13 protein-coding genes are annotated in these 24029 nt (G+C 56.9%); 3 read left to right on the top strand and 10 right to left on the bottom strand.

Annotation, left to right across the window (positions count from 1 at the left end):
* Positions 1-6: 6 nt before the first annotated feature.
* Both NTX17_05765 and NTX17_05760 read right to left on the bottom strand, forming a co-directional pair.
* Positions 7-3498, bottom strand: coding sequence for a right-handed parallel beta-helix repeat-containing protein (locus tag NTX17_05765; GenBank protein MCX5800878.1), 3492 nt, complete (start codon positions 3496-3498; stop codon positions 7-9).
* Positions 3488-4807, bottom strand: a complete 1320-nt coding sequence (locus NTX17_05760) for a PQQ-binding-like beta-propeller repeat protein (GenBank protein ID MCX5800877.1) — start codon at positions 4805-4807, stop codon at positions 3488-3490. Before NTX17_05760 ends, NTX17_05765 begins: the two co-directional genes overlap by 11 nt.
* Positions 4808-5627: 820 nt before the next feature.
* On the opposite strand from NTX17_05760, the gene NTX17_05755 reads away from it, so the two are divergent.
* Both NTX17_05755 and NTX17_05750 read left to right on the top strand, forming a co-directional pair.
* Positions 5628-6494 (top strand): tyrosine-type recombinase/integrase, encoded by an 867-nt coding sequence (locus NTX17_05755; protein MCX5800876.1) that lies wholly within the window; start codon positions 5628-5630, stop codon positions 6492-6494.
* A 211-nt stretch (positions 6495-6705) separates the two neighbouring features.
* Positions 6706-7842, top strand: a complete 1137-nt coding sequence (locus tag NTX17_05750; GenBank protein MCX5800875.1) for a right-handed parallel beta-helix repeat-containing protein — start codon at positions 6706-6708, stop codon at positions 7840-7842.
* Positions 7843-7911: 69 nt separating this feature from the next.
* Here the strand turns inward: NTX17_05750 and NTX17_05745 are convergent, their stop codons facing one another.
* The 3 genes from NTX17_05745 to NTX17_05735 form a co-directional block, all read right to left on the bottom strand.
* Positions 7912-8496, bottom strand: coding sequence for a hypothetical protein (locus NTX17_05745; GenBank protein MCX5800874.1), 585 nt, complete (start codon positions 8494-8496; stop codon positions 7912-7914).
* Positions 8468-9805: a DNA methyltransferase gene (locus NTX17_05740; protein MCX5800873.1), complete on the bottom strand. Its 1338-nt coding sequence runs from the start codon at positions 9803-9805 to the stop codon at positions 8468-8470. Before NTX17_05740 ends, NTX17_05745 begins: the two co-directional genes overlap by 29 nt.
* Before the next feature lie 84 nt (positions 9806-9889).
* A complete protein-coding gene (locus NTX17_05735) occupies positions 9890-12142 on the bottom strand; it encodes a phage/plasmid primase, P4 family (protein ID MCX5800872.1) in 2253 nt (750 codons plus the stop codon).
* A gap of 644 nt (positions 12143-12786) precedes the next feature.
* Here NTX17_05735 and NTX17_05730 point away from each other — a divergent pair.
* Positions 12787-14169, top strand: a complete 1383-nt coding sequence (locus NTX17_05730) for an ATP-binding protein (protein ID MCX5800871.1) — start codon at positions 12787-12789, stop codon at positions 14167-14169.
* Positions 14170-14284: 115 nt separating this feature from the next.
* Here NTX17_05730 and NTX17_05725 read toward each other — a convergent pair whose 3' ends face one another.
* The 5 genes from NTX17_05725 to NTX17_05705 form a co-directional block, all read right to left on the bottom strand.
* Positions 14285-15538: an NAD(P)/FAD-dependent oxidoreductase gene (locus NTX17_05725; GenBank protein ID MCX5800870.1), complete on the bottom strand. Its 1254-nt coding sequence runs from the start codon at positions 15536-15538 to the stop codon at positions 14285-14287.
* Positions 15539-15657: 119 nt separating this feature from the next.
* Positions 15658-18735, bottom strand: a complete 3078-nt coding sequence (locus NTX17_05720) for an efflux RND transporter permease subunit (GenBank protein MCX5800869.1) — start codon at positions 18733-18735, stop codon at positions 15658-15660.
* Positions 18732-19883, bottom strand: a complete 1152-nt coding sequence (locus NTX17_05715) for an efflux RND transporter periplasmic adaptor subunit (protein ID MCX5800868.1) — start codon at positions 19881-19883, stop codon at positions 18732-18734. The genes NTX17_05720 and NTX17_05715 overlap by 4 nt, the downstream gene beginning before the upstream one ends.
* 469 nt (positions 19884-20352) lie before the next feature.
* Positions 20353-21213, bottom strand: a complete 861-nt coding sequence (locus NTX17_05710; GenBank protein ID MCX5800867.1) for a hypothetical protein — start codon at positions 21211-21213, stop codon at positions 20353-20355.
* 78 nt (positions 21214-21291) lie between these two features.
* The gene (locus NTX17_05705) at positions 21292-23886 is read right to left on the bottom strand and encodes a T9SS type A sorting domain-containing protein (GenBank protein MCX5800866.1); all 2595 of its coding nucleotides are present in this window, start codon (positions 23884-23886) and stop codon (positions 21292-21294) included.
* Positions 23887-24029: the final 143 nt, after the last annotated feature.

The following is a 24029-nucleotide window of genomic DNA, read 5'->3' as shown; positions in this document are numbered from 1 at the left end:
GTGGGGCTACTTCAGAACCACGAGCTTCTTGGCCTGTCTGAAGTCTCCAATTGTTACCTCATAGAAATACACACCCGAAGCCACAGGATTCCCTCGCCCATCTCTCCCATCCCACGTGACGCTGTACCTGCCAGTACGTTGAGGCTCATCAACAAGCGCCTTCAAGACTCGTCCAGAGATGTCGTAGATGACGATCCTCACGTGTGACCCCGGCTTGCTCACGCCGTACTCTATTGTCGCCCGAGGATTGAGCGGGTTCGGGTAGCTCTGCATCACATAGGGCGCTCCAGGCACAGAAGACACAACCGCCACAAGCGGAAGCGCGTACGATGTCCCAGGATCGCTCGCGTCACACGGCGAATAGTCAACGTCCCCAAAGAACCTCTTCGCACTGGGACTACTTGTCCCCCACCAGTTGTACTCTGCATAAACCGTGTACTCCTCCGTCAGGTTCATCACGTAGCAAAAAGAGCTCTGGCTAGCGTAGATGCGATTGGAGCCCGAGTCCGGGATATCTCCAAGAAATGGAACTGCATAGTCTGTTGCCAAAACACCTGTCCCTTGAAAGCCCTCTATGGTGTTGTAACGAACGCTCGGCATCGCGCCTCCATAGCACTGTATCCCGCCACCGGTGCTTCCCTGAATCCGGTTGTGCCAGAAAACTGGCGAGCCGTCCGTGCACTTTATCCCGTACTTAAGCCCCTCTATCCAGTTGTACGTGACGTCGGGCTCCGTGTTGTCTTTCAGTTCAATCCCATATCTGACCCCGCTACCGAAGCCAGTTATCGTGTTGTGCTCAACAGTGCCGGAAGTGGCGGAGGTAAGCTCGATCCCCCTCACGCCGGTGCTTCCGACCAAGAGGCTGTCTCTGGTCAGAGTCACGGCTGATGCGATCGCCTTGATACCATCGTTTGAGAAATCCGAAATGGTACATGAATCCACGGTAATAGTGGTTGACTCAGCCTCAATGCCTGTGTAGGCGTACCTGATCACGCAGTTGTCGATTACATTGCTGGTGCTACCCGGACGCAGCCTGATCCCACGCCAGTCGCTCGCCTGAGGAGATGACGAAAGCGATGAGAACTCTATTGGTAGAGTCCTGCTGCCATCTGCCGTCAAGCCTCCCGCGACGACAAGCTCACATTTTCCTGTGTCTGTACCTCCGTGAAGACTGTCCACCGTGTCGAATCTCACATTGGTGCCAGGAGATAAGCAGAGGCGCACTCCCTGGACCACGGTTACGTCTCCAATAACACTAACCGGTGAGTTCCAAGTCGTGTCAGCAACCACGAAGCCACTCTTCACCGCCGCAATCGTCAAAGCCGCATTACTAGTGTCCGATACGAAGCATCCATGCGCGTCTTGTGCCACTGCCTTCACCTTGCATTGCCCGGATGATAAACCCTGAGGAATGCTCCACAGATAGGAACCATCATTTGAAAGGACACTGGCTATCAGCTCGGGGTAACTCACACCACCGTCCGTCGAGAGGAAGAGATCCACAGTATCGTAAGCATTCGTCATCTGCGTTGGAGCGAACTGCCACGTAATCTCTGCTTCATCGCCAGCGTTCCACCACTCAGAGTCATTCGGGGCGTTGATTGCGATTGTAGGGTTGCTTGTGTGAAGCAAGTGCGCGCTGACAATGCCCGAATCCAGTGAATCCTTTTCTGTCCCATCCCAGTTGAGGTCAGTGCATTCACCTCCGGGGGTCCACAAAGCCTCGTCAAGCGAGTCGACAACACCGTCTGCGTTAAAGTCCGGACTCCTGAAGACAACAACGGGCTGCTGAGCCATCACCAGACTGTCTGCGTGAACGCACACCCTTACACTTCCGCATCCTCCAATGTGATGAGCCACCATTCTGATGTGGCCTTCCTCATCTCTAAAGTCAATAGGCCTCAGCGTGTCACCGCCGCAAACGTGCACGTTGCCTTCGTACGCAGTAAGCACGGCGTATACGTCATACGGAGGTTCGTCCATGACCCGTCCGCAAACATCCACCATTTTCGAGTCAATGACCAATGAATCAGCATCTCCTCCAGGACACACCAGGATACTGTCGTTCTCCACGGAAATCTGGGATGCCGTCAGTGACACGTCTTGAAGGTCTTGCATAGACCACGCGCTATCTGCCACGCTCTCCTCGGAAGCGCCGCTGGCGTTCCAGGCTATCACGCTATAGTAGAAAATCTCATCCCCGTAGGCGGCAGTGTCAACATAGCTCGTGGATGTGGTCGATCCAAGAAGCTCCGGCACCGGAACGCACTCGTCAAGTCCCTGGCCGGTGCACCGGAAGACATAGTAAGAATCCGCTCCCGTGCTCGCCTCCCACGAAAGAAAGACAGTGCTGCCGCAATCAGTAGTATCCTCGGCTGCCACAAGATCCATCGGCCTGCTGGGAACAGCCGGCTCCAGCAGGCTCTCCGGCTCCGCTGAACCGATATATACATCATTCAATATGTACCAGTACGGACGTGAATACTCAACGGTACGGTCGACACAAGTGAAGTTGATGTTGTCCTCGTAGGTTATTTCCACATCCCCGGTAATGTCCACGTATGGACCCCAGCGATGGTCGCTCCTGCAAAGCCAACAGCAGTCCTCGCAAGCCTGGACCCAGGCGAATCTGTTGCACCCAACGTCACCCCATCCCTGAAGGTCTTGAACGCAATTGCCCACATAGACGTTGACTGCCTTCGGACAAAAGGAGCCTCCCGCATCTGTGGCTCGACCAGTAAGAGTGTGCCATCCAGTCTCCAATTTCGTCGTATCCCAAGTGATAACCAGCGTATCTGCATCCTTCCCATGCTCAGGATCGTTAGGCTTACACGTGGCTGGATTACAGTTGAGTCTCGGATCATAGCTTATGTACCCTATCTGACCACCATCAACCAAGAGCTGGAAAGCGTTCAGGTCCCACTCATCATTGGTCCGCACCACTGTCTTAATGTCCACCCTCCCGTTGATATAGTCTCCGTTTTCGATTTCCTGCTCCCAGCGAGAGTTTATGAATTTCGATACAGTAGGGGCGACCTCGTTGTCGTACGGAAGGTATCGAAAAGGATGAGGCCCGGGCGGCCCGTCATGCGGCTGGCCGAAGTCGAAGTGCAGATGAGGGTACCCAGGAGCGCCGGCGTCGCCGGAAGGAGCAATGAACTCCCCAGCCACAACCGGCCTGGAAGCTGAGCCTGCAGGAACCTTGCAGTGGCGATATCTTGACGTCAAACTGCCATGATCAACTTCGGCTACTCCAAAAGCGCCTCCAAGCCATGTAAAATCTCCGGCCTCTGCTGCGAATACGGGTGTTCCCTTGGCGGCACGGATATCCACCCCGTAGTGAAATCCCCAGTCTCCCGCATGGTGCCGCGGGCCGAAATCGCTGGTAATAGTATGACTCACCGTCGGCCACACCCATGCCTGAACGGGTATCGCGCCAAGAAAAACCGTCAGGAAGGACGCAAAGCACGCCAAACTGGCTGGGGCTCTATTTCTCATGGCTCCGGCCCCCCACGGCTCGAGCCGTGAGCTTCGAGACATCGAACATATGTAGGTCGTCCATGTCCCTCACGAGTAAGTAGTTACCCCCCACCAGTACCTCCAGATCCACGTCCCCTACCACAGCCTCCACCGGCCTTCTCCACACAACATTGCCCTGCACATCGAACGCATAGAGAGTGCTCTTCGTCCACGTGAGCTCTTTCCCAGCGCCATTCGCTTGTGTCTTATACCTTCTCTCATCGCCTGAGAGATATCCCGCTATGAAGAGAACCTTGTCGTCGGCTGAGAATGCGGCCCCCTGCGGCGGATACATGAAATCGAATCCCCTTTGCCACAGGACGTGACCCGTGTCGTTGTCGAAAAGGAACAGGGTCTCTCCAAAGTGGGCTGCAACATATCTTCCATCAGGCGAGATCGCCAGCCATCCCCACTTGGAGCACTTGTACTCCCAGCGCACATCGCCACCCCTGCTTAGAGAGTAAATTCTAGACTCTCGCTTACTGTATGATTCGGATGGCAGATACGCGGACTTGTGCAACAAGGCGGCAATCTGTCCAGATGGTGACGTGGCTAGTTGCGCGGGGTAGCTGGCCGACTCCCCTACCAGCCACAGGAACTTCTCCCAGTACTTCTTCCCGGTCCTCACATCATACAAGCTGACCTTACCTTCGGTGTATGCTGCAAGCGTCTCCTCTGAACAGAACGAAGCGGTAAGGAACGTATGCTCAGGCCCGTCCATCTTCCACAAGAGCTCTCCTGTCCTGGCGTCGTACACTCTCAAGAACGCATGGTCTGCCTCATAGCTAGGCTCTACAGCGAAGTAATCCCTAGCTGGAGAATAGATTACCCATTCCTCCTCGCCGGACTCGATAGGGCTTCCTTCAAGCAATTCGAGGGTCTTGCCCTGTAAGTCTTCAACTGCTGCCACTCCGATAACCCGCTTCCCATCCCCAGATAGCACACCTCCCTTGCCCATGCTCGTCCCGATTTCCTCTCCTTGCCTGCTCACTATGTGCCTCTTGTTCACGTGCTCCCCGCCAACGTCCAGCCCAGTGGTAACCAAAACCCGGCTGCCATCAATGGACATCGTGACGCCCTCGATCTCGTCAAACCTCCTTGTCCAGAGAAGCGATGGTTGGACCAGCAAACTGTCCGGCAGAGAGACTACGCTCTGTCCAGTGCTACCAACAGGCGCCTTGGGGTTTGACTCTTCTGCTGCCTCCAGCGCTTGCCCTAGGTCGAGCTGCAGCCCAAGCACAGGCCACAACATAAGAAGAACGAACACCCAGAGAGATACGAGCCTCATGAGGGAAACCTCCTTCTTACTGAGACAGTCAGAGGATCCAGTGCCTCTGTCAATAGAGCACACCGGGTGGAGAAGAGATGCCCAACAACCCTCCCTGCGAGTTGTATCAATCCGCACATCGGATGACCGAGGATCGCTGGTATCACCACACTAAGCTGAACCTTGGTACTCCGGCTCACAGAAAAGACGAAACATGCCGTTCCAAGTACTAGGACGCAAGAAGCGCCTTAGCACGAAACCATAATAAACTACGTCGAAACCTTATTGCTCGCCTCCTGCAGTTGACTCTATCAGTACCGGGCCACATATGGATCGCCTCAACCTTTGCTCGGAAGACATGGGACATCTGTTGCCACCCAGGGCTCTGAGAGACCTATTTGGCGACCGTGTCAGGCAAAGCGATTTATCGAATCATGTTGTCAGCTCTCAACACGTGCTCCAAGGGTGAGGTATATCACCAAAATACTCGCTGCACAAGGAAAAGCAACCGTCAGATCGTGATAGTTTCGCAATTAACGAGCACCGCTCGGTCCTCAGTGCTGCACCGCCTGTTGTCCCCCGGTGGCTGTAACCTTTGTCAGAGTCTCGACCATTTCGAGCGGGTCAGGTGGAGCTTTGCCAGAGGCTAGGCATAGATGGGCATGTCCACGGAGATAAGGCCACACAGTGCCTGTGTCGCGGCCACATTGCGGAATGTTCGGCCTGAGTGCCGGGAAAGTCGCTTCACGCAGCGAACTCTTCGCATAATCGCCTTGACTGTCTCTTCGAAGGAAGTGTTCATGGATGTGGCTCGAGAATCCGCTCGAAGGGAGGTGAAATCATGAAGCTCTCGACAACGATCAAACGCTTTGACACGCAGCTCCGGGCAGACGGCAAGAGCGAGCGCACGCAGCAGGCTTACTTGCGAGACCTGGGCAAGCTGAAGTGCTGGCTCAAGCGAGATGTCGAGGTCAGCATCATCACTCCTGACACGCTCGCACGCTTCCTAGCCAATGGGAACGGCGAGCCAACGTCCCCTCTCACCATCAACAGAACCAAGACTGCGCTCAGGGTGTTCTTCCGCTTCCTCACCGACGCAGACTATTTGAACGATAACCCGGCAAGGTTGATTCGCTCGACACCAACTGACAGGAGAGTGCCGAGCTACTTGTCTATCGACGAAGCGAGGAAACTGCTCAGCACAATTGCCAACTCCGACAGCGCCCTTGCCAAGAGAGACCACAGCATGTTCTCGGTGCTCCTTAGCACCGGCATCAGACTCGGCTCGCTGGTTGGCCTGAACGTCAGCCACCTGAATCTTGCCCAGCGGACCATCGCCATCAGAGCCAAAGGTGGGCGACAAGAGACGGTGTTCCTCAACCCGCAGCTTTGCCGACTGCTTGCGCACCATATCATGGCTCAAACGGCTGACAACACCTCGTCGCTGTTCTGCTCCCGTAACGGCGGCAGGCTTGGCACACGCCAAGTCCAGCTCAGGTTCCATCACTGGCTCAAAGCAGCAAGCATCACAAAGCCGCTCTCAGTCCACTCCTTGCGTCACACCTTTGCCACCCGGCTCTACTCCAAGACAGGCGACCTGCGTCTGGTGCAGCGAGCCCTCGGCCACAAGCGCATTACCACTACCGAGATCTACGCCCGGGTGGAGGACAAGGCTTTGAGGAAGGCGCTTGAGAAGCTTTCTCTTTGACGCATCCCATAATCGGCATTATACGAAGTTGGGTTGCTTGAGGGGCGATCGGAAACACAGTAAGTGCTGTGTTCTCCACGGAAGCAAACCTCGCATTTGTGATGCTGATTGATGTCCTCTCTTCTTTGTGGTATAATAAGAGCGTGAGCTGGCAGCATCATCAGCTGAGATAGTTTCTGGCGATCCAACTGTCCCACAAGAGGTGATTCCCTTGAGAATTCTGGTTGTCGCATGTGTTCTCTGCTCTGTTCTCCTCACTCCGTTGACTGCCACCGCTCGCACTTGGCTCGTTAGACAGGACGGTAGTAGGGACTGCACCATCATCCAGGCCTGTGTCGATTCGGCTCAGACCGGAGATTCAGTCTTGGTCTATCCTGGAACCTACGAGGAACACGTCACCGTCAGTCGTGCGATATATCTTGTGGGTCAATCGGGAAGTTCGGTCACAATTATTGACGGCACAAACACCGGGCGCTGCATTCTTCTGGACCGAATTGCTTCGCCCGGAATCGTGATCAAAGGTTTCACCATCCGGAACGGCGAGCTTATGGACTACCCCGGAACGTTCGAGACGGCAAACGGAGCCGGAATCTTTTCTAGGGGTTCTGCGGGTCTTGTCGCAGAGTGCGTGCTTGAGTACATCGCGGGCAAGAGTATCGGTTGCGACGAGACGTCTGCTATGACTATTGAAAACAACATCATGCGGGAGAATTACACCACTTACATTGAACCTCCATATCCAGTCTCTGGTGGCGGCGTGATCACCCGCTCGTCAAACACCGTGATTCAAGACAACACATTCTACAACAACGTAGAGGCAGATGTTGTTGTTCAGGACTCTTCCCCCCAGGTGGTTCGCAACAGGTTGCTGGGCACCGCACAACTCGGAGGAATCATAGGTGACGCAAACGCATACATTGCTGAGAATCTGATCACGGGCTGTTTGAACCCCGTACACCTTTCGCTTACCCCAGTATTCACTCGTAACACGGTTGTTAACAACAGGGGTACCGGTATTGAACTTGATTTCGGTGCGAGCCCGGTGATATCCAATAACATTGTGGCTGGGAACGCTGAAGGAATTGACTGTCACTATGGATCCCCTTCGCTTTCTTGCAACGACGTGTGGAACAACGCAACCAATTACTACGGGTGCACTGGTACCGGTGCCGACTTCCATCTTGATCCTCAGTTTTGCGATGCTGCGGGAGGCAACTTCCATCTGAATTGCACTTCGCCTTGTGCAAACTACTCCGGTTGCGGGCAGGTCGGGGCTTATGGTGTTGCCTGCGGCTCGACTGCGGTAGAAGAGACCACCTGGGGAAAAATCAAAGCCATGTTCCGCTAGTGCACGTTTCCCGTCGACCGTCGGTGCCCTGGAGTCACGTCACAAGCTTGGCCGTGGCCCGGCATCACTCTATTTATCATCAAGCGGTATCGGCGCCAGCCCACGTTCAAGCCTGTACTTGTTGACGATCTGACGGAAATCGAGCGTCACCTGCTTCTGCTCCGTGCTCACCGTCTGCGTCACCACAAAACCCTTGCGAGAGATGAAGCCAGAAAGCTCGGCCAACCTCTCCAGTATCTCCACGGCCCTCTGCAACAAGATAGCCTGCGCATACGGGTCAGGGATCCTCGTCCCTTCCTTCGTTTGTCTCTGCGCATCCTTGTAGGCCATCAACGCAAGAGAGAAGAGACCCTCAAGCTTCGTCACAATCTCGCTCTTTCGCTCGACGGAGTTCAAAGCCTTCGCGTTCTCCTTCATGCAGAGCTGGTAGTCTCTCCATGCGCGCTCTCCAGTCATGGGCTCAAAACCGTAGGCAGTGATGCGCTCCCCTATCTGGTCAAACGTGAGGTTGCCTATTGCCCGAAGCTCCGCAACTCTCTTGCGCCGTTCCTCGTAGTAAACCCGGCCTCTTATGGGGCGTTGTCTTCTGACTGCCTTCACGACCTCGGCTTTGGTCACGACCCCGTCAGGCAGCTGCTTCTCTGGCTCGCTCATAGCCCCCTCCTATCAGATTGCCGTCCCTGAGCAAGAGAGCCTTCTGCCCCGTAAATCGCTCCCATCGGACCACTGCCATGTCCACGTAAGTCGGGTCAAGCTCCACCGCATAGCAGACCCTCGTTGTTACCTCGGCTGCTATGATGGCCGTCCCAAAGCCCACAAACAGGTCAAGGCATGGCTCCAGTGAGAGCGCGTTGTTCCGCATGGGCCGGGCGAAAAGCTCAACTGCTTTTTGAGTTGGATGCTTGTGGTCGGTTTCCCTTGTCACTTCCCACACAGTGGATTGGTTTCTCATTCCCACAAACCTGTGCTTCTTTCCCCAACCGTAGAGGCAAGGTTCGTGTCGCCAGTGGTAGTCTGCTCGGCCAAACTGAAAGTTCTCTTTCACCCACACGATTTCCTGGTGAACCTCAACTCCGACTGACTTCAAGGCCTCGATGAAAATGTCCCTCGTCACGCTCGCGTGCCACACATACCACGAGGCGTCGGGAGTAGAGACCGATGCTGCAGCCTTGAACGCTCCGGTCAAGAACTCCAAGAGCTTCTGTCCCTCGAGGTCGTCGTTCAGAATCGGGCGATACACGATGCCACCGCCGTGCTTCGTGGGGCTAACCTTCCTTCGGTGCTGATTACCGTCGTAGGCCACCCCGTATGGCGGGTCAGTGGCAACAAGCACAGCCTTCTTCCCGCCCATGAGAGCCTTCAGCGTCTCCGGCTTTGTGGAGTCCCCGCAGAGAAGGCGATGCCTGCCAAGTTGCCACAAATCGCCAGGCCTGCTCACTGGTTTCTCTGGCTCTTCTGGAATGAGGTCGGGATCGACCAGGCCCGCATAGCCTTCTGCCGGAAAGAGCTTCTGGAAGTCAGTCTCCAAGACATCCAATCTAAGCTCGGCACACAATTCCGGCAGTTCAACTTTGAGCTCCTGTAGAATCGCTCCCAGACCTTCTGTCCACTCGCCCTGTATGTGCCTGCTGTTCAAGGCCACGTTGAGCGCCTTCTCCCTCGCCGGGTCAAGGTCAACCACCACGACCTTGGTGCTCTTGACCCCCGTCTCCTCCAGAACTTTAAGCCTCTGGTGGCCTCCAACAACGTGCCCGGTCCGTTCATTCCAGACGATGGGTTCTACAAGCCCAAACTCATCGATGCTGTGAGCTAGCCCGGCAAGCGCCTCGCCCGATATCTCACGCGGGTTGTAAGGCGCCGGCTCAAGCCTCTCCAAGTCCACTTCACGTATTTCCATGTCCATCTTCTCTCCCATTCTCCCCAGCAACGGCGCGGGCAGTCTCCGCTTCTCATTCCACCACACTTCACGGCGTCACCGCGAGATTCGGAACGCCCGCGCCTTAATTACCTATCAATCAGGGAATTATCTCTCCATTGAAAGCCCTCCTTATCCAGTGGACCTAGCACTGCTGACAGATGGTGACAAATGTTCTGGTTCATTCTTATATTCGTCTCTCGCGTGGGATGATATGGAAAGTCTGTCAGCATCTGTCAGCACGTCATTGCACAGACGTATTCCCACCCACTGACGGGAGCCTGCGTGCCCCACGCGACGCTGGACGATCCCCCTCTGTCGCAACAGTTCGCCAAACCTCCGCTTTGTCAACGGCTCCTCGCAGACGTTTTCGCACCAGGCAGTGTACGTCTCGTGCAGCTCGGTGATTGCCGCAGTGAATCGCGGCCCCAACTCGCAGCTGTCGGTCAGAAAGCCGCTCAAGGCGTCCTGTTCATCTCGATATGCTGCAGTAGCCACTCGAACCTCCTCGGCCATCCAATGATGATCTCGCTGCCAATCCTGAAGTCCTGCCAAAACCCAGTTGAGCACTGCGCTCCCCTCCGCCCCTAGCTCGGCGACGACTTCATCCTGCGGTCGCCGCTCTGCTTCCGGAATGGTCTCGGTCCATGGCACCAGCCGTACTCGTCGCCATATACCTTCGTCGGTTCCGCTGATAGTGGGCTTGTGGTTGACCAGGAGCACGATGGTGAAGGTTTGTCCGAACTCGAAGAAGTCTCCTCGCATGAAGCGTGCTTTCTTGCGGTCGCCGCCAGTTAGGTCTTTTACCAACCCCTCGGCCAGCCCTTTTCCTTCGTCCGTCTCAATGCTGAAAACGAGTCTTGAGCCGCACAGGTCGGCGATCTCAGTAGGGTGTCGCTCGTTCTTGCCCTGAACTAGAAGTTTTGGTGCAGCTTTCTTGGCGTAGTCCCCGAGGACGTTCTGCATCACCCGGGCCGTAGTGGACTTACCGTTGGCTCCGACGCCAAACCAGATAGGCAAGAACTCGTCGAGTGTTCCACCCACCAAAGCCAAGCCCAGATCCCGCTGCACCTGTCGCCTTACATTGACGTTGGGTAGACACCGTTCCAGATGCGTCAGCCAGGAGCTGCCAAGCGCCGATGGATCAAAATCCACGAGGGCCTGTTTCGTGCACAAGTCGTTGGGCAAATGTGAGCGCAGCTCGCCAGCTCGGAGATCCACTACTCCATTTCTCACGTTCAGAATCCAGGGGTCAGCGTCCCACTGCTCGGGATTGGTGTGAAACCCCTCCTTACCTTTGAGAAACGACAGTGCACCCTGGACTCGAGCGTACATGCATGATTCATTCGCCAGCACCGTGAGCCGGCGCACCTCATCCTTGTCCGTGCAACTCGCCAGCCGTCTGGCGTACTCTCTGCGCAGCTCCTCGGCAGCCTTGGCCGCCATCTGCTGTTCCGTGGCAGGCTGCCATACGCCGTCTCCCCACGCCATCCAGGAACTCCGATGGGCAGCCCAACGATAACGGTCCTTGAACAGGAGGGCCAAAGTCTCGGTATGGGCATAGTCCCGCACAGCGAGAAGCGTCGTGTCCGCAGGCAAGTAGTGACCCACAGATTGGGCGATACTTCTCACCTCAGCCTCTGCCAGGGGAGGGTTGCAGCGTTGAACGTTTTCCGCCGCCAACCCCGCTTCGATTGCCACCTGGCTCATCCCCCGCCGACGCATCGCACCGGCCAAGCTGATCAACGTGATGTTACGGCGTCCTTCGGGGATGCCCTCATCGACGGCGAGGCCGGAAGCGATCTTGTGGTCAGCCCTTCGTTCGGTCAGAAGACTCAAGAGGTAGTCAGGGAACGGCAAGACAGGTGTGGTTTCCGGTGCGTGTGTCCAGCGGTATTCTCGATGACCAATCTTGGAAGGTGGGGCAACCACATAGGCATCAACTTTCGTTTCAAGACCGGGGCCGAGCACTCCGTTTGTGTTCTTGATACCATCCACCAAGCTGTAATAGTAGTGTGACCCTCCGGATGGAGTCTCTACGTGAGCCGTTTCGGTAAACTCGGACCCGAAACGCTCGATGAGAGAACGCAACGATTCCTCACCACGTGCACTCTTTTTCACGTCCACATCCAGCGGCGCCAATCCGCTGGCCTTGCACGCAATCCCGATGTTGGCCTGGGGCCATCTGCTCCACCATCCATGAATCGCCTCGGGATTCGTCGTTGCATCATGGAACCCACCAGGTGTTCGAGGATGCTTCCCAGGCGCTTTACACCGGGGGTCTCCACAGCCACACAACCCGCTGGGCGTCGTGTCGTACAAAGGCAGTACGGCCCATCCCCGTTCGGCGTAACGCAAGGCCGCTTCAAGCAGAGGCTTATTCATGACCCGCCTTTCTGTCGCTTCGATACACCCCAGTAGTAGAACAAGAGGCTTTTGCCTCTACCAAGAACGAACCCAGCTATGAACCGTGACCTCCCCCCGTCTGCTGGTGGCAGAGATCGTCAGCCCAAGGCTGGCGCTAACGCGCTCTTCTGTGCTCAGATTGAATTTCTTCGAGTGGAATAGGCGGAAGATTTTTCTTCGGGTCAAAGCAGCGTCAGAGTGGCTGCACCCCAACGTGCTCAGCAGACTGCTCTTGGCGTCGGTTCGGGAAGGATTGTGATGCGTGTGTGGCCCTTCGCTACGCGTCTCACGCGCAGACGGACCGTATCCCACAACACCGCGCTCTGTGATACCAGCCCGCGGAGCCACTCTCGACTCGAACCAGGCTACGTGCCTACACAAAAAGCTTGAACATCTTCCAGCCCGCGGGGCCACTCTTCAATCGGAGGGCTGCAGGCATCTCGTCGCGAAGTTCAGCGCCGCGTGAAACTGTCGTCTGCCGTGCGCGCCAAGATCGCGAAGAAGACGCGCACAAAGCTGGCTACGGTAGAACCAACTGGAAACTATTCTCTTGACCGCGTGATGGATATGTTGTAAAAACATAATGTTGTTGGCGCATAATTCTGAGGGGAGGATAATATGCCATGCGACTAGAATTCCTCGACCGAGAGAATGAACGGTCACGCCTTGCTGGGGCGTTCGTGCGACAAGAGGGTTCGTTCTGCTGCCTCTATGGACGCCGTCGTTGCGGCAAGTCGCGCCTTCTCCAAGAAGTACTACCGAACCGGTCGGCCGTCTATTACGTGGGAGACGAACGAGAACCGAGTCTGCAACGGGCGGCGCTCGCTGCTGCAGTTTCCACTGTAGTGCCGGGATTCGACCAGGTGACCTATCCGGACTGGACAAGCCTGCTAGTGCGGTGGTGGCGCGACGCACCCCGAGGCACCGTTTTGGCTCTCGATGAATTCCCTTACCTGGTCAGTGGAAGCCGCGAGCTGCCGAGCATCTTGCAGAAGCTCATCGACCAACATAAGGCGACGCGCCTTCACTTGGTCGTATCTGGCTCGGCACAGCGGATGATGCACGGATTGGTCTTGGACACCACTGCACCGCTTTACGGCAGAGCGCAGGAGATCATCAACGTCGGCCCATTGGGGGCTGCTTGGGTGAGCGAGGCATTCAAACACTTGCGTGGTATCCAGCTACTGGAAGTGTACTCCCTGTGGGGAGGTATTCCACACTACTGGGAACTGGCTTTGGACCGTGGCTCGAACTGGGAAGCCGTGCAGGAACTTGTCCTGGATCCGTTGGGTGTTCTTCACGCCGAGCCGAGTCGCCTCCTGCTCGACGATCTTCGCGAAACGGCCCAAGCCGCGTCTGTTCTTTCGTTGATAGGGCGAGGCTGCAATCGGATTTCGGAGATCGCCGCGCGCATGGAGAAACCTGTGACCTCTCTCACGCGCCCTCTGTCGCGACTCCTGGAGCTGGGTCTGGTTCACCGCGAGCAACCGTTCGGTTTTTCTGAGAAAAGCAGCAAGAAATCGCTCTACAAGATACTGGATCCTTTTCTCGCCTTCTGGTTCAGGTTCGTCGAACCTAACCGTTCACGGTTGGAGGCCGGAGCCTTGAAGAGTGTCGCGCGCGAGATAGAAAGAGATATCGCGACGCACTATGGGGAGGTTTGGGAGACGCTCGTGAGATGCGCCGTCCCCCGGTTACCGATGGAGGGAATCGAATGGCGACCGGCGCACAGGTGGTGGGGCGGCGGTACGGACAAGAATCGTTTGGAGGTGGATGTCGTCGCCGAGTCCATCGACGGCAGAACGTTGCTCGTGGGCGAGGCGAGATTGACAATTGATGCCGGCGGGCTAGCCCGGGCCCGACAGGAATTGAAAAGAAAGACGGCGCGACTGCCGTTTGTGAAAAACTATGAACGCGTAGTCGAACGAGTATTCGCTGCTGAAACACGGGCTCGTAGGGACACAGATCTGATTACAGCAGCGGACGTTTTCCGTGTGTTGACATGAGAGGGCTTCTCGAACACCGACCAATTTGCGGCTGAATGGCAGCGGCCTTGTGGTTCCAGTCCAGCCCGCGGAGCCAATCTCCAATGGGAGGGCTGCAAGCATCTCGTCGTGAAGTTCAGTCCCCCATGCAGCCGGCGGCGGCCCACCCGGCCACCCAACCGGTGGAAAACGCGGCTTGCAGGTTATAGCCGCCGGTGTCCGCGTCCAGGTCCAGCACCTCACCGGTGAGATGAAGGCCGCTCACAAGTCGCGAGGCCATGGTGCGCGGGTCCACTTCTCGCGTATCCACGCCGCCTGCCGTGACTATCGCCTCCGCAAGAGGACGGTGTCCGGTGACCTCCAGGCGAAAATCCTTGAGCCACGTCCGCAGCCGCTTACGCTCCTGTGTAGTCATCTCATGCGCCGCCCTGTCCGGAGGGATGCGTGTCAAGTCTGCGCAGACCGGGATCAGTTTTTGGGGCAACAATCCCTTGAGCAACGTGTGAAATTGCCGTTTGCCGTGCGCGCCAAGGTCGCGAAGAAGACGCGCGTCCATCTCGCTCTCGTCGAGAGCGGGCTTGAGGTCGATGGAAAGCACCACTTTCTCGTCGAGGCGTAGCGCGTCCACCACCTGCTTACTCAGTGAGAGGACGATGGGACCGGAAACGCCGAAGTGTGTGAAGAGCATTTCACCGAAGGCCTCGGCTCGCTTTTTTCCGTTGACCAGCACCCTGACTGTCACATTCCGCAGGCTCAGGCCCTGCAACTTGGGGGCGATGTCGCCGGCTGTTTCTAAGGGAACGAGCGCCGGTCGAATCGGCACGATGGTGTGGCCCACCGAACCGGCAAGTTGATATCCGTCCCCCGTTGACCCGGTCGCGGGATAGGACGCCCCACCAGTAGCCACGATCACCGCGTCCCCGCGATAAACGCGCCTGCGGGACACTGTCACTCCGACGACCCGCTTTCCCTCGACGATCAGCTGTTCCACGGGCGACCGGGTCTGCACGGTCACGCCGCGTTCGCGGACCCAGCGCACCAACGCATCCACCACGTCTTGAGCCCGACCGCTCGCCGGAAAGACGCGTCCCCCCCGCTCGGTCACGGTGCGTACCGCCCTCTCTTCAAGAAATGCCACGAGTTCCGGCGTGAAGAACCGGGAAAAGGCTTGCCGAAGGAAACGTCCGTTGGCTCCGAAATGCTCGATAAATTCGCGAAGCGGGGTCACGTTGGTCAGATTGCAGCGTCCCTTGCCCGCGATGCTCAGCTTGCGTCCGGGGCGATCCATCTTTTCGAGAAGGAGCGTTTCAGCCCCCAGTTCCGCGGCCTGCCCGGCGGCCATGAGACCGGATGCGCCTGCCCCGATGACGATTACCTTACGCCCTGCCATTCACTCCTCAATGCGAGATCCGCATGTAGAACCCTGCGGGATTGTGAGGTCGCCCGTATCGCCCGTGTCAAGCCCGTCGGCCCCAACACTCCTCAATCAAGCCCCCGGCACCGCTACCCTCATCCCACCCGACGGCCCCTGAGATGCCCGAACATCCCTCCCAGTCTTCCTTCCAGCTTGTCCAGGTAGATGTAGAAGACGGGGGTGGCGTACAGAGTGACTAGCTGCGAGAAGAGTAGACCGCCCACGACGCACAGACCCAAGGGACGGCGGGACTCAGAGCCCGCGCCCAGTCCCAAGGCGATGGGGAGGGTGGCCATGAGGGCCGCGACGGTCGTCATCATGATGGGTCGAAAACGAATCTTACAGGCCTGGAGTATTGCCTCCTCGCACTCCATGCCCCGGTTCCTCGCCTCGATGGCGAAGTCGATCATCATGATGGCATTCTTCTTGACGACGCCGATGAGCAGAATGAGCCCCACGAAACTGTAAAGGTTCAGGTCCACACGGAACAGAAGCAGGATCCCGAGGCCCCCGAACACGGCGAAGGGCAAGCCTGTGAGTATTGTGACGGGGTGAACGAAACTCTCGTACAGGATGCCCAGGATCAGATAGATGACCAGAACGGCCAGGATCAGGAGACCCAACAAACTGGTCTGGGAGGACTGGAAAACCTGGGCGGTGCCCGAAAAGCTCGTTGCGATGGAGGACGGGAGCGTCTCACTGGCGATCTTGTCCACCACGGCCACGGCTTGGCTGAGAGACACCCCCTCGCCGAGGTTGAAGGAGATCGTCACCGAGGGGAGTTGGCCCGCGTGGTTCACCGTGAGGGGACCGGCTCCGGTCTCGATTCTTGTGAGCGCAGAGACGGGCACGAGGTTCCCAGCCTGCGAGCGGACGTAGAGAAACTGCAGGGCCGAGGGGTCCGCCTGATACTCAGGGAAGAGTTCCATTATGACGTAGTACTGGTTGTCGGGAGCCAGGATCGTGGTGACCTGCCGAGTGCCGTAAGCGGAGTAGAGTGCGGTCTCGATGGCCTCGGGCGTGACGCCCAGAGACGCGGCGCGGTCTCTGTCGATTTCTACGTCTACCTCGGGGTTACTGATCCGCAGGTCGCTGTTCACGTCCCTCAACAAGGGACTGGCTTTGAGCTTGGCTTCGAGGCCGGGCTCGCTGGAGTAGAGTGACTTGAGGTCCGAGGACTGAAGCGTGTACTGGTAGAGCCCTGAGGCGTGGCGCCCGCCTACGTTGATGGCCGGCGGGTTCACGATGAACACGCGGATGCCCGGGATCCTTGCCACCTTCATCCGGATTGCGTTGACCACCTGGTCGGCGCTCATCTTTCGGTCGCGCCGCGGCTTCAACTTGATGAACATGTCGCCCTGGTTCCCCCCGCCGCCACCGCCCGCTGAGGACATGATGTCTGCAATGTTGGGATCCCCTGCCAGGACGGCGGCCACGGCCCTCTGGTGCTTGACCATGCTCTCGAAGGAAAGCCCCTCTGCCCCTTCCGTGCTGCCGGAGAGAAAGCCCGTGTCTTCGCTGGGAACGAAGCCCTTCGGTACGATGATGAACAGAAGAACGGTTCCAGCCAGGATCGCTGCCGAAAAGAGAAGCGCCACCCGCTTCCTCTGGACCACCCATCCAAGAGTCCTTTCGTAGAACCCGAGAGCCTTGAGCCAGAAAGATTCGACGGTATCGAAAAAGCGCCCGTGCTTCTCCTTGGTCTCGTGTTTGAGGAAGCGACTGCACATCATGGGGGTGAGCGACAGGGAGACAAAGCCGGAAATAAGAATCGCCACCATGATGGTCACGGAAAACTCCCTGAACAGCCGCCCCATGATTCCGCCCAAGAAGAGGATGGGGATGAAGACGGCAATCAGGGAGAGGGTCATGGAAACTATGGTAAAGGCCACTTCCCTCGCTCCGTCCACGGCGGCAACAAAAGGCGTCTTCCCCATCTCAAGGTGCCGGAAGATGTTCTCCAGCATTACGACGGCGTCGTCCACAACGAAGGCGACGGCCAACGTGAGGGCCATGAGGGAAAGGTTGTCGAGGTTAAACCCGAGCAACGCCATGGCGGCGAAGGTGCCCACCACGGACATGGGCAAGGCGAGGCTTGGAATCACGGTGGCCGAGAAGTTCCTTAGGAAGAGAAAGATAACCATGACCACGAGAAAGAGCGTGAGCAAGAGAGTAAACTTCACGTCGTTCACGGATGCCTGAATGGGCACGGCCTTGTCAAACATAACGTGGAGGTTGACGGACGCGGGGATCTGACTCTTGAAACTCGGTAGAAGCGCTTTGACGGCGTTCGACACCTCCACGGTGTTCGTACCGGGTTGGCGTTGTATGGCTAGCATGATGCATCGGCTGTCGTTGAACCACGCGGCCGTCTTGTTGTTCTGAACGCTGTCGAAGACGTTACCCAGATCCTCCAGACGCACGGGAGCTCCGTTACGGTAGGCCACGACAATGGACCTGTAGCTCTCCGCGCTGTTGAGTTGGCCCGAGGCCTTGACCGTGAAGGTCTTCTCGCGGCCCCACAGGGTCCCCGTCGGCATGTTCACGTTGCTCGAGTTCACTGCGCTTATCACTTGGTCCATTCCGATGCCCCTGGCGGCCAGCGCGCGAGGGTCAAGCTGGATGCGCACGGCGTACTTCTGACCTCCATACACCTGAACCTGAGCCACGCCGCTCACCATGGAGATGCGCTGCGCCATGAGGTTTTCGGCATACTCGTCGAGCTGATAGAGCGGGAGCGTCGGCGATTCGAGAGCGATGAAAAGAATCGGTTGTTGCGCAGGGTTCGCTTTCCGGTACGAAGGCGGAGTGGTCATGTCCTTGGGAAGTTGCCGGGAGACCGCCGCTATGGCGGCCTGAACGTCCTGGGCTGCCGCGTCGATGTCCCGGTCCAAGCTGAATTGGATGGTGATGCGCGTCGAGCCCAAGCTGCTCGTGCTGGTCATGTTGTCGATGCCTGAAATCGTGGAGAACTGCTTCTCGAGCGGCGTGGCCACTGCCGAGGCCATGGTCTCAGGGTTCGCTCCGGGGAGGCTAGCCGACACGGAAATGGTCGGGAAGTCCACGGTGGGCAGATCGCTAACGGGCAGACGCCCGTAACCGAGGATTCCGGCAATGATGATGGCCGCCATGAGAAGGGTCGTCATGACGGGCCTGTTGATGAAAATGTTCATCTGGACCCCGTCTTCTGCTCCAACCTGACCGCGACCGTGGCTCCCGGCACCAGCCGCATCTGACCGTCGGTCACCACTGTCTCGCCCGGCTTCAGGCCCCGTTCAACGACGGCCGTATTGTTGAACGTTCTATTGACCTCGACGGGACGCTTTTCCACTTTGTTGTCTGAACCGACCACAAACACAAAACTGCCATCTTGTCCCGTGACCACGGCTCCGGCCGGCACTGTGAGGGCGTCGGTTTCCACTGTGAGAATCAATTCCGTGTCCACAAACTGGCCGGGCAGCAAGGAGTCGTCCTCATTCGAGAGCTCGGCCTTGAGGGTCACGGTACCGGTGTTAGGATCAACCGCGTTGTCGAGAAATGCCAGGTGCCCCTTCACCTCGGGACGGCTGCCGTCCCTCGACGGTTTCACGCGGACCTCCAGCCTTCCCCGATCGGCGTATTTCTTTACCAACGGCAGTCGACTCTCGGGGACGGCGAAGCTCACGCGGACGGGAGTCATCTGGTTGATGACTACCAGGGTGGCGTCGTTGGCCTTTACCACGTTGCCCCTCTTCACGAGGATGCTGCCCGTGCGGCCGGAAATGGGAGCAAGGATGGACGCGTAGGCCAGGTTCAGTCGAGACTGCTCCACCGCGGCATCGTCTGCCTGGACGGTGGATCTGAGCATCTCGGCCTGCGTCACGGCGTCGTCGTACTGTTCCTGCGTTACGAAGTCCTTCTTGATGAGATCGGCATAGCGTTTGGCCTGGACTTCGGCGTTGGCCGATTGAGACTTGTCCCTAGCGAGCTGGGCCTCGGCGGCGTCAAGCGCCACTTTGAACGGCCGGGGATCGATCTCGAAGAGCGGCTGGCCTGCTCGCACCTCCTGTCCCTCCGAGAATCTCACCTGAGTGACGACTCCGCCCACTTGGGCTTTCACGGACACGGTCTCCAGGGCCTCCACAACGCCAACGGCGTCCAGAGAGAGAGGCGTCGGTTGGATCACAACTTTAGCCACGGTCACCGGCACCGGCGGCACGTGGGCGGCCTTCTTGTTTGTACAGCCTGAGAGCACCAGAGCGGCGATTAACGAGCACGCCAAGCCGCGTACGACATAGCCTACCCGCCCCCGCGATGGAGGGCTCACACATCTTCTCGTCATGATCTCTCCTCTGTGGCCTCCGCGTTCACGCTAGGTGGCGCACGTCATGGTGAACTAGACCATTCGCGCGACGACCCCGAGTTTCGCTAGCAGCTTTCATAAATTATAAGTCTATTACGGAACGAACGCGCAGACAAGGCAAAGCTTGCGGGTTTCGTCGCCTGACCGGCAATACAAGAGGGATAACCGGATTGTCTGGTCACCCCTCTCAATTCGAAACATCCCTGTGGAGGCGAAGGAACAACTACCGCGCCAGGAGCCATCGGACCACGGTATTGGGGAGCAGACGTACTATCGTTGGAAGGGGATGTACGGTGGTTTGGGAGTTCCCGATATCGGCCTCACGCCGCACAAAGCTCCCATCTAGAACTTACTCTTCAGAGAGCCCCATGTAAGTTGGATCATTTTACTCCATGAGAGAGACGGCGTATGTCGGCGCAGAACACAATTCTCACTTGTTAGTTTGATACTAACGAATCAAGACGAGTTTTGTTCTGTATATCTCTCCTTCTGTATTGGTAATGGCAAAGTAGATACCTGGAGGCACTTCGTTGCCACATTCATCGCGACCATCCCAGACCATCCTGTTTTCTCCCGAAACCACTCGACCATCGAAGATCAAGCGTATCTTTCGTCCCGCCAAGGAATAGACTGAAGCGGATGCGCGTGACTCGATGGGGCGCGTGTCTGCTAAGGGGAGCCTGAGAATGAGCGACGTATGTCTGTTGAACGGATTGGGACAACTCGTCAACCGCTCGTCAGAGACGATCATCGGCTCGATCCCCGTAGATGCTCCTACGAATACCCACGCGTCGGGCTCAAGCACGGGAAACAACTCGTCTCTGTTTATGTCCCACAGCCTCATCTTGACGATCCGAACCAAGCATGCCCCGCTCTCTTTCGCCTCAAAGACGAAGCGAACCAACTCACCTGGGGGAAGAAAGTAACTTCGGTAACCGAGGACACAATCAGCCACAGACTCTGTATCCGGAGCGGTATGTCTTGACTCGAAAAAAGTGGGGAACGCCGCCTTCTTGAACAAATTCCCCTCTCCCGTGGACACCAATCTCACGAGCAAAGTATCGAACGTAATCACGCATTCCATACAGCTAAGGGAATCAATCGTGTCCTGAACAAGGACCTGGAGCGTACAGCGTGCGGCAGGCTCGATAGAGACATGCTGAGGATAGAACGAAACGCTGGCATCCCCGCCGTTGGTCTGCCAGGATTCCTTCCCGTTCGCAAAACAGACCGTTCTTTCGCTCGGCGAGAAGAGCACGACGCCACTGACCAGCAGGGCTACCCTGAAGAGATAGGCTCCCTTCCTCATGTTTTTTTCTGTCTCCTGTATAGGAAAGCACGCGGGAGGTGCCTAGATCACCTCCCGCGCTTTCCTGCTCTTGGCTTTCTACTTTAGCAAGAGCATCTTCTTCGCCGAAGAAGCGTAACCAAGCGCTTTCATCCGGTAGAAATAGAGCCCCGTCGGAACGGCTGTTCCATCCGCGCTCTTGCCATTCCATTCAACCGTGTAGCGCCCTACTTCTCTCTGTGCATCGACTAGCGTGACAATGAGTCGTCCGGATACATCAAAGATCTGGATCGTCACGTTACCGCTGGCCGCAACATCGTAGGTAATCGTTGTCACAGGGTTGAAGGGATTGGGATGGTTCTGCAGAATCGCCGTAACAGAGGGAACGAAAGGTGCGTCGTACTCTTCAACCACCTCGATCTGCCCCGACTCGTTCCGCACGTTTCTGAGATCTACCTTCTCCAGATGCACACGGACCGGATCGCTGCTCCCACTTTGGATAACGAGCCGCACGATCTCACCTGATCCCTCAAAGGCGCGGTCGATCCCGAGAGTTGCAATGCCTATTTCCACTTTGCCCTCTTCAACCGGCCTCGTACCCAAGAAGCTCTCTGGACTCTCTGAGATGAGCGCTCCACGCTCTACCCTTACTAGGTCATTACCGGCTCCGTAGTCCAGGAGCAGACGCAAGCCCTTGAGTGAAGCGGCGTCATTCTCAATCACGACAGATACGACGGCCGTACCACTTGAAGCTTCCACAACCTGTTCAGCAGAGATTCTGATCGAGACAAGCTGTTCTAGCTCCGTGGGGGATTCAATTGCAAGAAGACCGGGCATCCCTAAAGGTGACACGTTCCCGTAGTTCATCGCAAGTATCATGAGATCTTCAAAATCTACGACATCGTCAGGCATTGGGATGCCGAGTCTGGAGTCATCGTCCGTAGGTCCAAAATCGCTCTCTGGCGTCCATCCCGGTTCATCTTCTGCGGTCCCGAAAGCACCCGAGAAAACGACAAGATCTGAAGCTTCCACAGTACCCGTGAGATCAATGTCCCCAAGCCAGTAGCTTGTCGAACGATCTGCCGCAATTGAATCAAATGCCGAATAGTTTCCAGCACTGTCAAAAGCGAACGCAGCGTAGTAATAGATGTCGCGCTGCCAGGCGCCAACAGCGTTGTCGTACGCTTCAGAACTTGTTTGAACGACTAAGGATCCCTGAGTCTGATTCGCAGGATAAGAGGGAGCCGGCCCCTCGTACTCTGGGTAGTCAGACCAACGGACACGACGGATCTCCACTTGAGAGAACGTGGTATCGCCCGCGGGATTCATCCAAGTCAAGTGAACCTTGTTGTGTCCAGGAAGCGCAAGAAAATCGTGCGGCGGAGCAGGCGCGACCGTGTCCTTAATGAACCGCCAACTGTAAGTAGCGGGCGTCCCCTCGCCGTTCCAGTTGCCTGCGTCGTCCTTAACACGGAAATAGATCGTATGCAATCCCTCAGACAGGCCCGCGAACCCCGGCAAGACGAATCCGTCGGCATTGTACTGGCTGGCGTCAATGTTGACAAAGATGCTCTGCCACCCGCCAGAGTCAATCCGATGGTCCGCACGATCAAGATTCTTGTCGTCGTCGAAACCGAAGTTACTGAAAGACGGTGCCGTCTTGTAGTACTTGCCTTGGGTCTCAACGATTGGCTCCATCGTGGGAGCCGTGCGATCCACATAGAACTGCCAACTGTAGGTGTTCGGAACCCCCTCGCCGTTCCAGTTGCCCGCGTCGTCCTTAACACGGAAATAGACCGTGTGCGACCCCTCAGACAAGCCCGCGAATCCCGGCAAGATGAATCCGTCGGCATTGTACTCGGTAGTGTCAATGTCGACAAAAATGCTCTGCCACCCGCCGGAGTCAATCCGATAGTCCGCAAGGTCAAGGTTCACGTCATCATCGAAACCGAAGTTGCCGAAAGAAGGAGCCGTGCTGTAGTACCGACCCTGAGGTTCAGCAATAGGCTCCATCGTCGGAGGCGTGCAGTCAACCCGGATATCGCCGTTCTCTTCACGGGTAATTACGGTACTGTTGTTGATGTCACGTACCTTCGTGTTGGTGATAGCAATGTCGCTGATTCCTTCAGCAACGGGAGTCAGGTTAACCTGGAAAAGATCTCCTACACCCGTCGCCCCCGAACTGCCACCAATTATTGTACAGCTTACCTTGTAAGATCCTCCGCCCTCATCAGCAACAGAAAAGAAGGTAGGACCCACGGAACTGAGGAACGTCCCCTCCGTGATATCAACATCGGGATCGCTCACCCTGACCACATTAGTATCGATGGAGAAGGTGACTTCATATCCTCGAACTTGCTCAGGGAATCCTGATGCATCGTACCGGAACTCAATGGATTTGTTGGTGGAGCAGTTGGTAGTGCTGAACGGTGGACTAGCATTGACCACGGCGCCCGCAATGTCTCCGGCAGCGGTTACCCGCTGCGCATAAACGTCATAGTTACCGCTGCGGGCGTCATACCACGTCACAATCGCCCCACCAGCACCATCGGACGTGATCGCCGGATACACCTGATTCCCCGTTGCCGTGCAGATGTCCACGCCATTGGCCACCCACTGAACCGCGCCCGAGCCATTCACCTTCTGCGCATAGATGTCACTGCTGCTCTCGTTGCGGTAGTCATGCCACGTCACAATCAGACTTTATGGATCTGGCTGGACTCCTCAACTAATCGTGGGTTAGTGTGGAACTGTCATCGTTAACCGTTCCTACTAGAGCCACATGAGTGCCGCAAGCACTCAAAGAGGAAAGGAGCCCAGCCATGTCTCAGTATATA

Source organism: Candidatus Eisenbacteria bacterium, from assembly GCA_026388185.1.
In the GTDB taxonomy this organism is placed as follows: domain Bacteria; phylum Eisenbacteria; class RBG-16-71-46; order JAFGJU01; family JAFGJU01; genus JAPLKG01.
This window is presented reverse-complemented; position numbering and strand designations above follow the sequence as displayed.

Excerpts from the sequence above, each read along its gene's own strand:
- NTX17_05765 (MCX5800878.1), bottom strand. The coding sequence starts at position 3,498 with ATGAGAAATAGAGCCCCAGCCAGTTTGGCGTGCTTTGCGTCCTTCCTG.
- NTX17_05760 (MCX5800877.1), bottom strand. The coding sequence starts at position 4,807 with ATGAGGCTCGTATCTCTCTGGGTGTTCGTTCTTCTTATGTTGTGGCCT.
- NTX17_05755 (MCX5800876.1), top strand. The coding sequence starts at position 5,628 with ATGAAGCTCTCGACAACGATCAAACGCTTTGACACGCAGCTCCGGGCA.
- NTX17_05745 (MCX5800874.1), bottom strand. The coding sequence starts at position 8,496 with ATGAGCGAGCCAGAGAAGCAGCTGCCTGACGGGGTCGTGACCAAAGCC.
- NTX17_05735 (MCX5800872.1), bottom strand. The coding sequence starts at position 12,142 with ATGAATAAGCCTCTGCTTGAAGCGGCCTTGCGTTACGCCGAACGGGGA.
- NTX17_05730 (MCX5800871.1), top strand. The coding sequence starts at position 12,787 with ATGCGACTAGAATTCCTCGACCGAGAGAATGAACGGTCACGCCTTGCT.
- NTX17_05725 (MCX5800870.1), bottom strand. The coding sequence starts at position 15,538 with ATGGCAGGGCGTAAGGTAATCGTCATCGGGGCAGGCGCATCCGGTCTC.
- NTX17_05720 (MCX5800869.1), bottom strand. The coding sequence starts at position 18,735 with ATGAACATTTTCATCAACAGGCCCGTCATGACGACCCTTCTCATGGCG.
- NTX17_05715 (MCX5800868.1), bottom strand. The coding sequence starts at position 19,883 with ATGACGAGAAGATGTGTGAGCCCTCCATCGCGGGGGCGGGTAGGCTAT.
- NTX17_05710 (MCX5800867.1), bottom strand. The coding sequence starts at position 21,213 with ATGAGGAAGGGAGCCTATCTCTTCAGGGTAGCCCTGCTGGTCAGTGGC.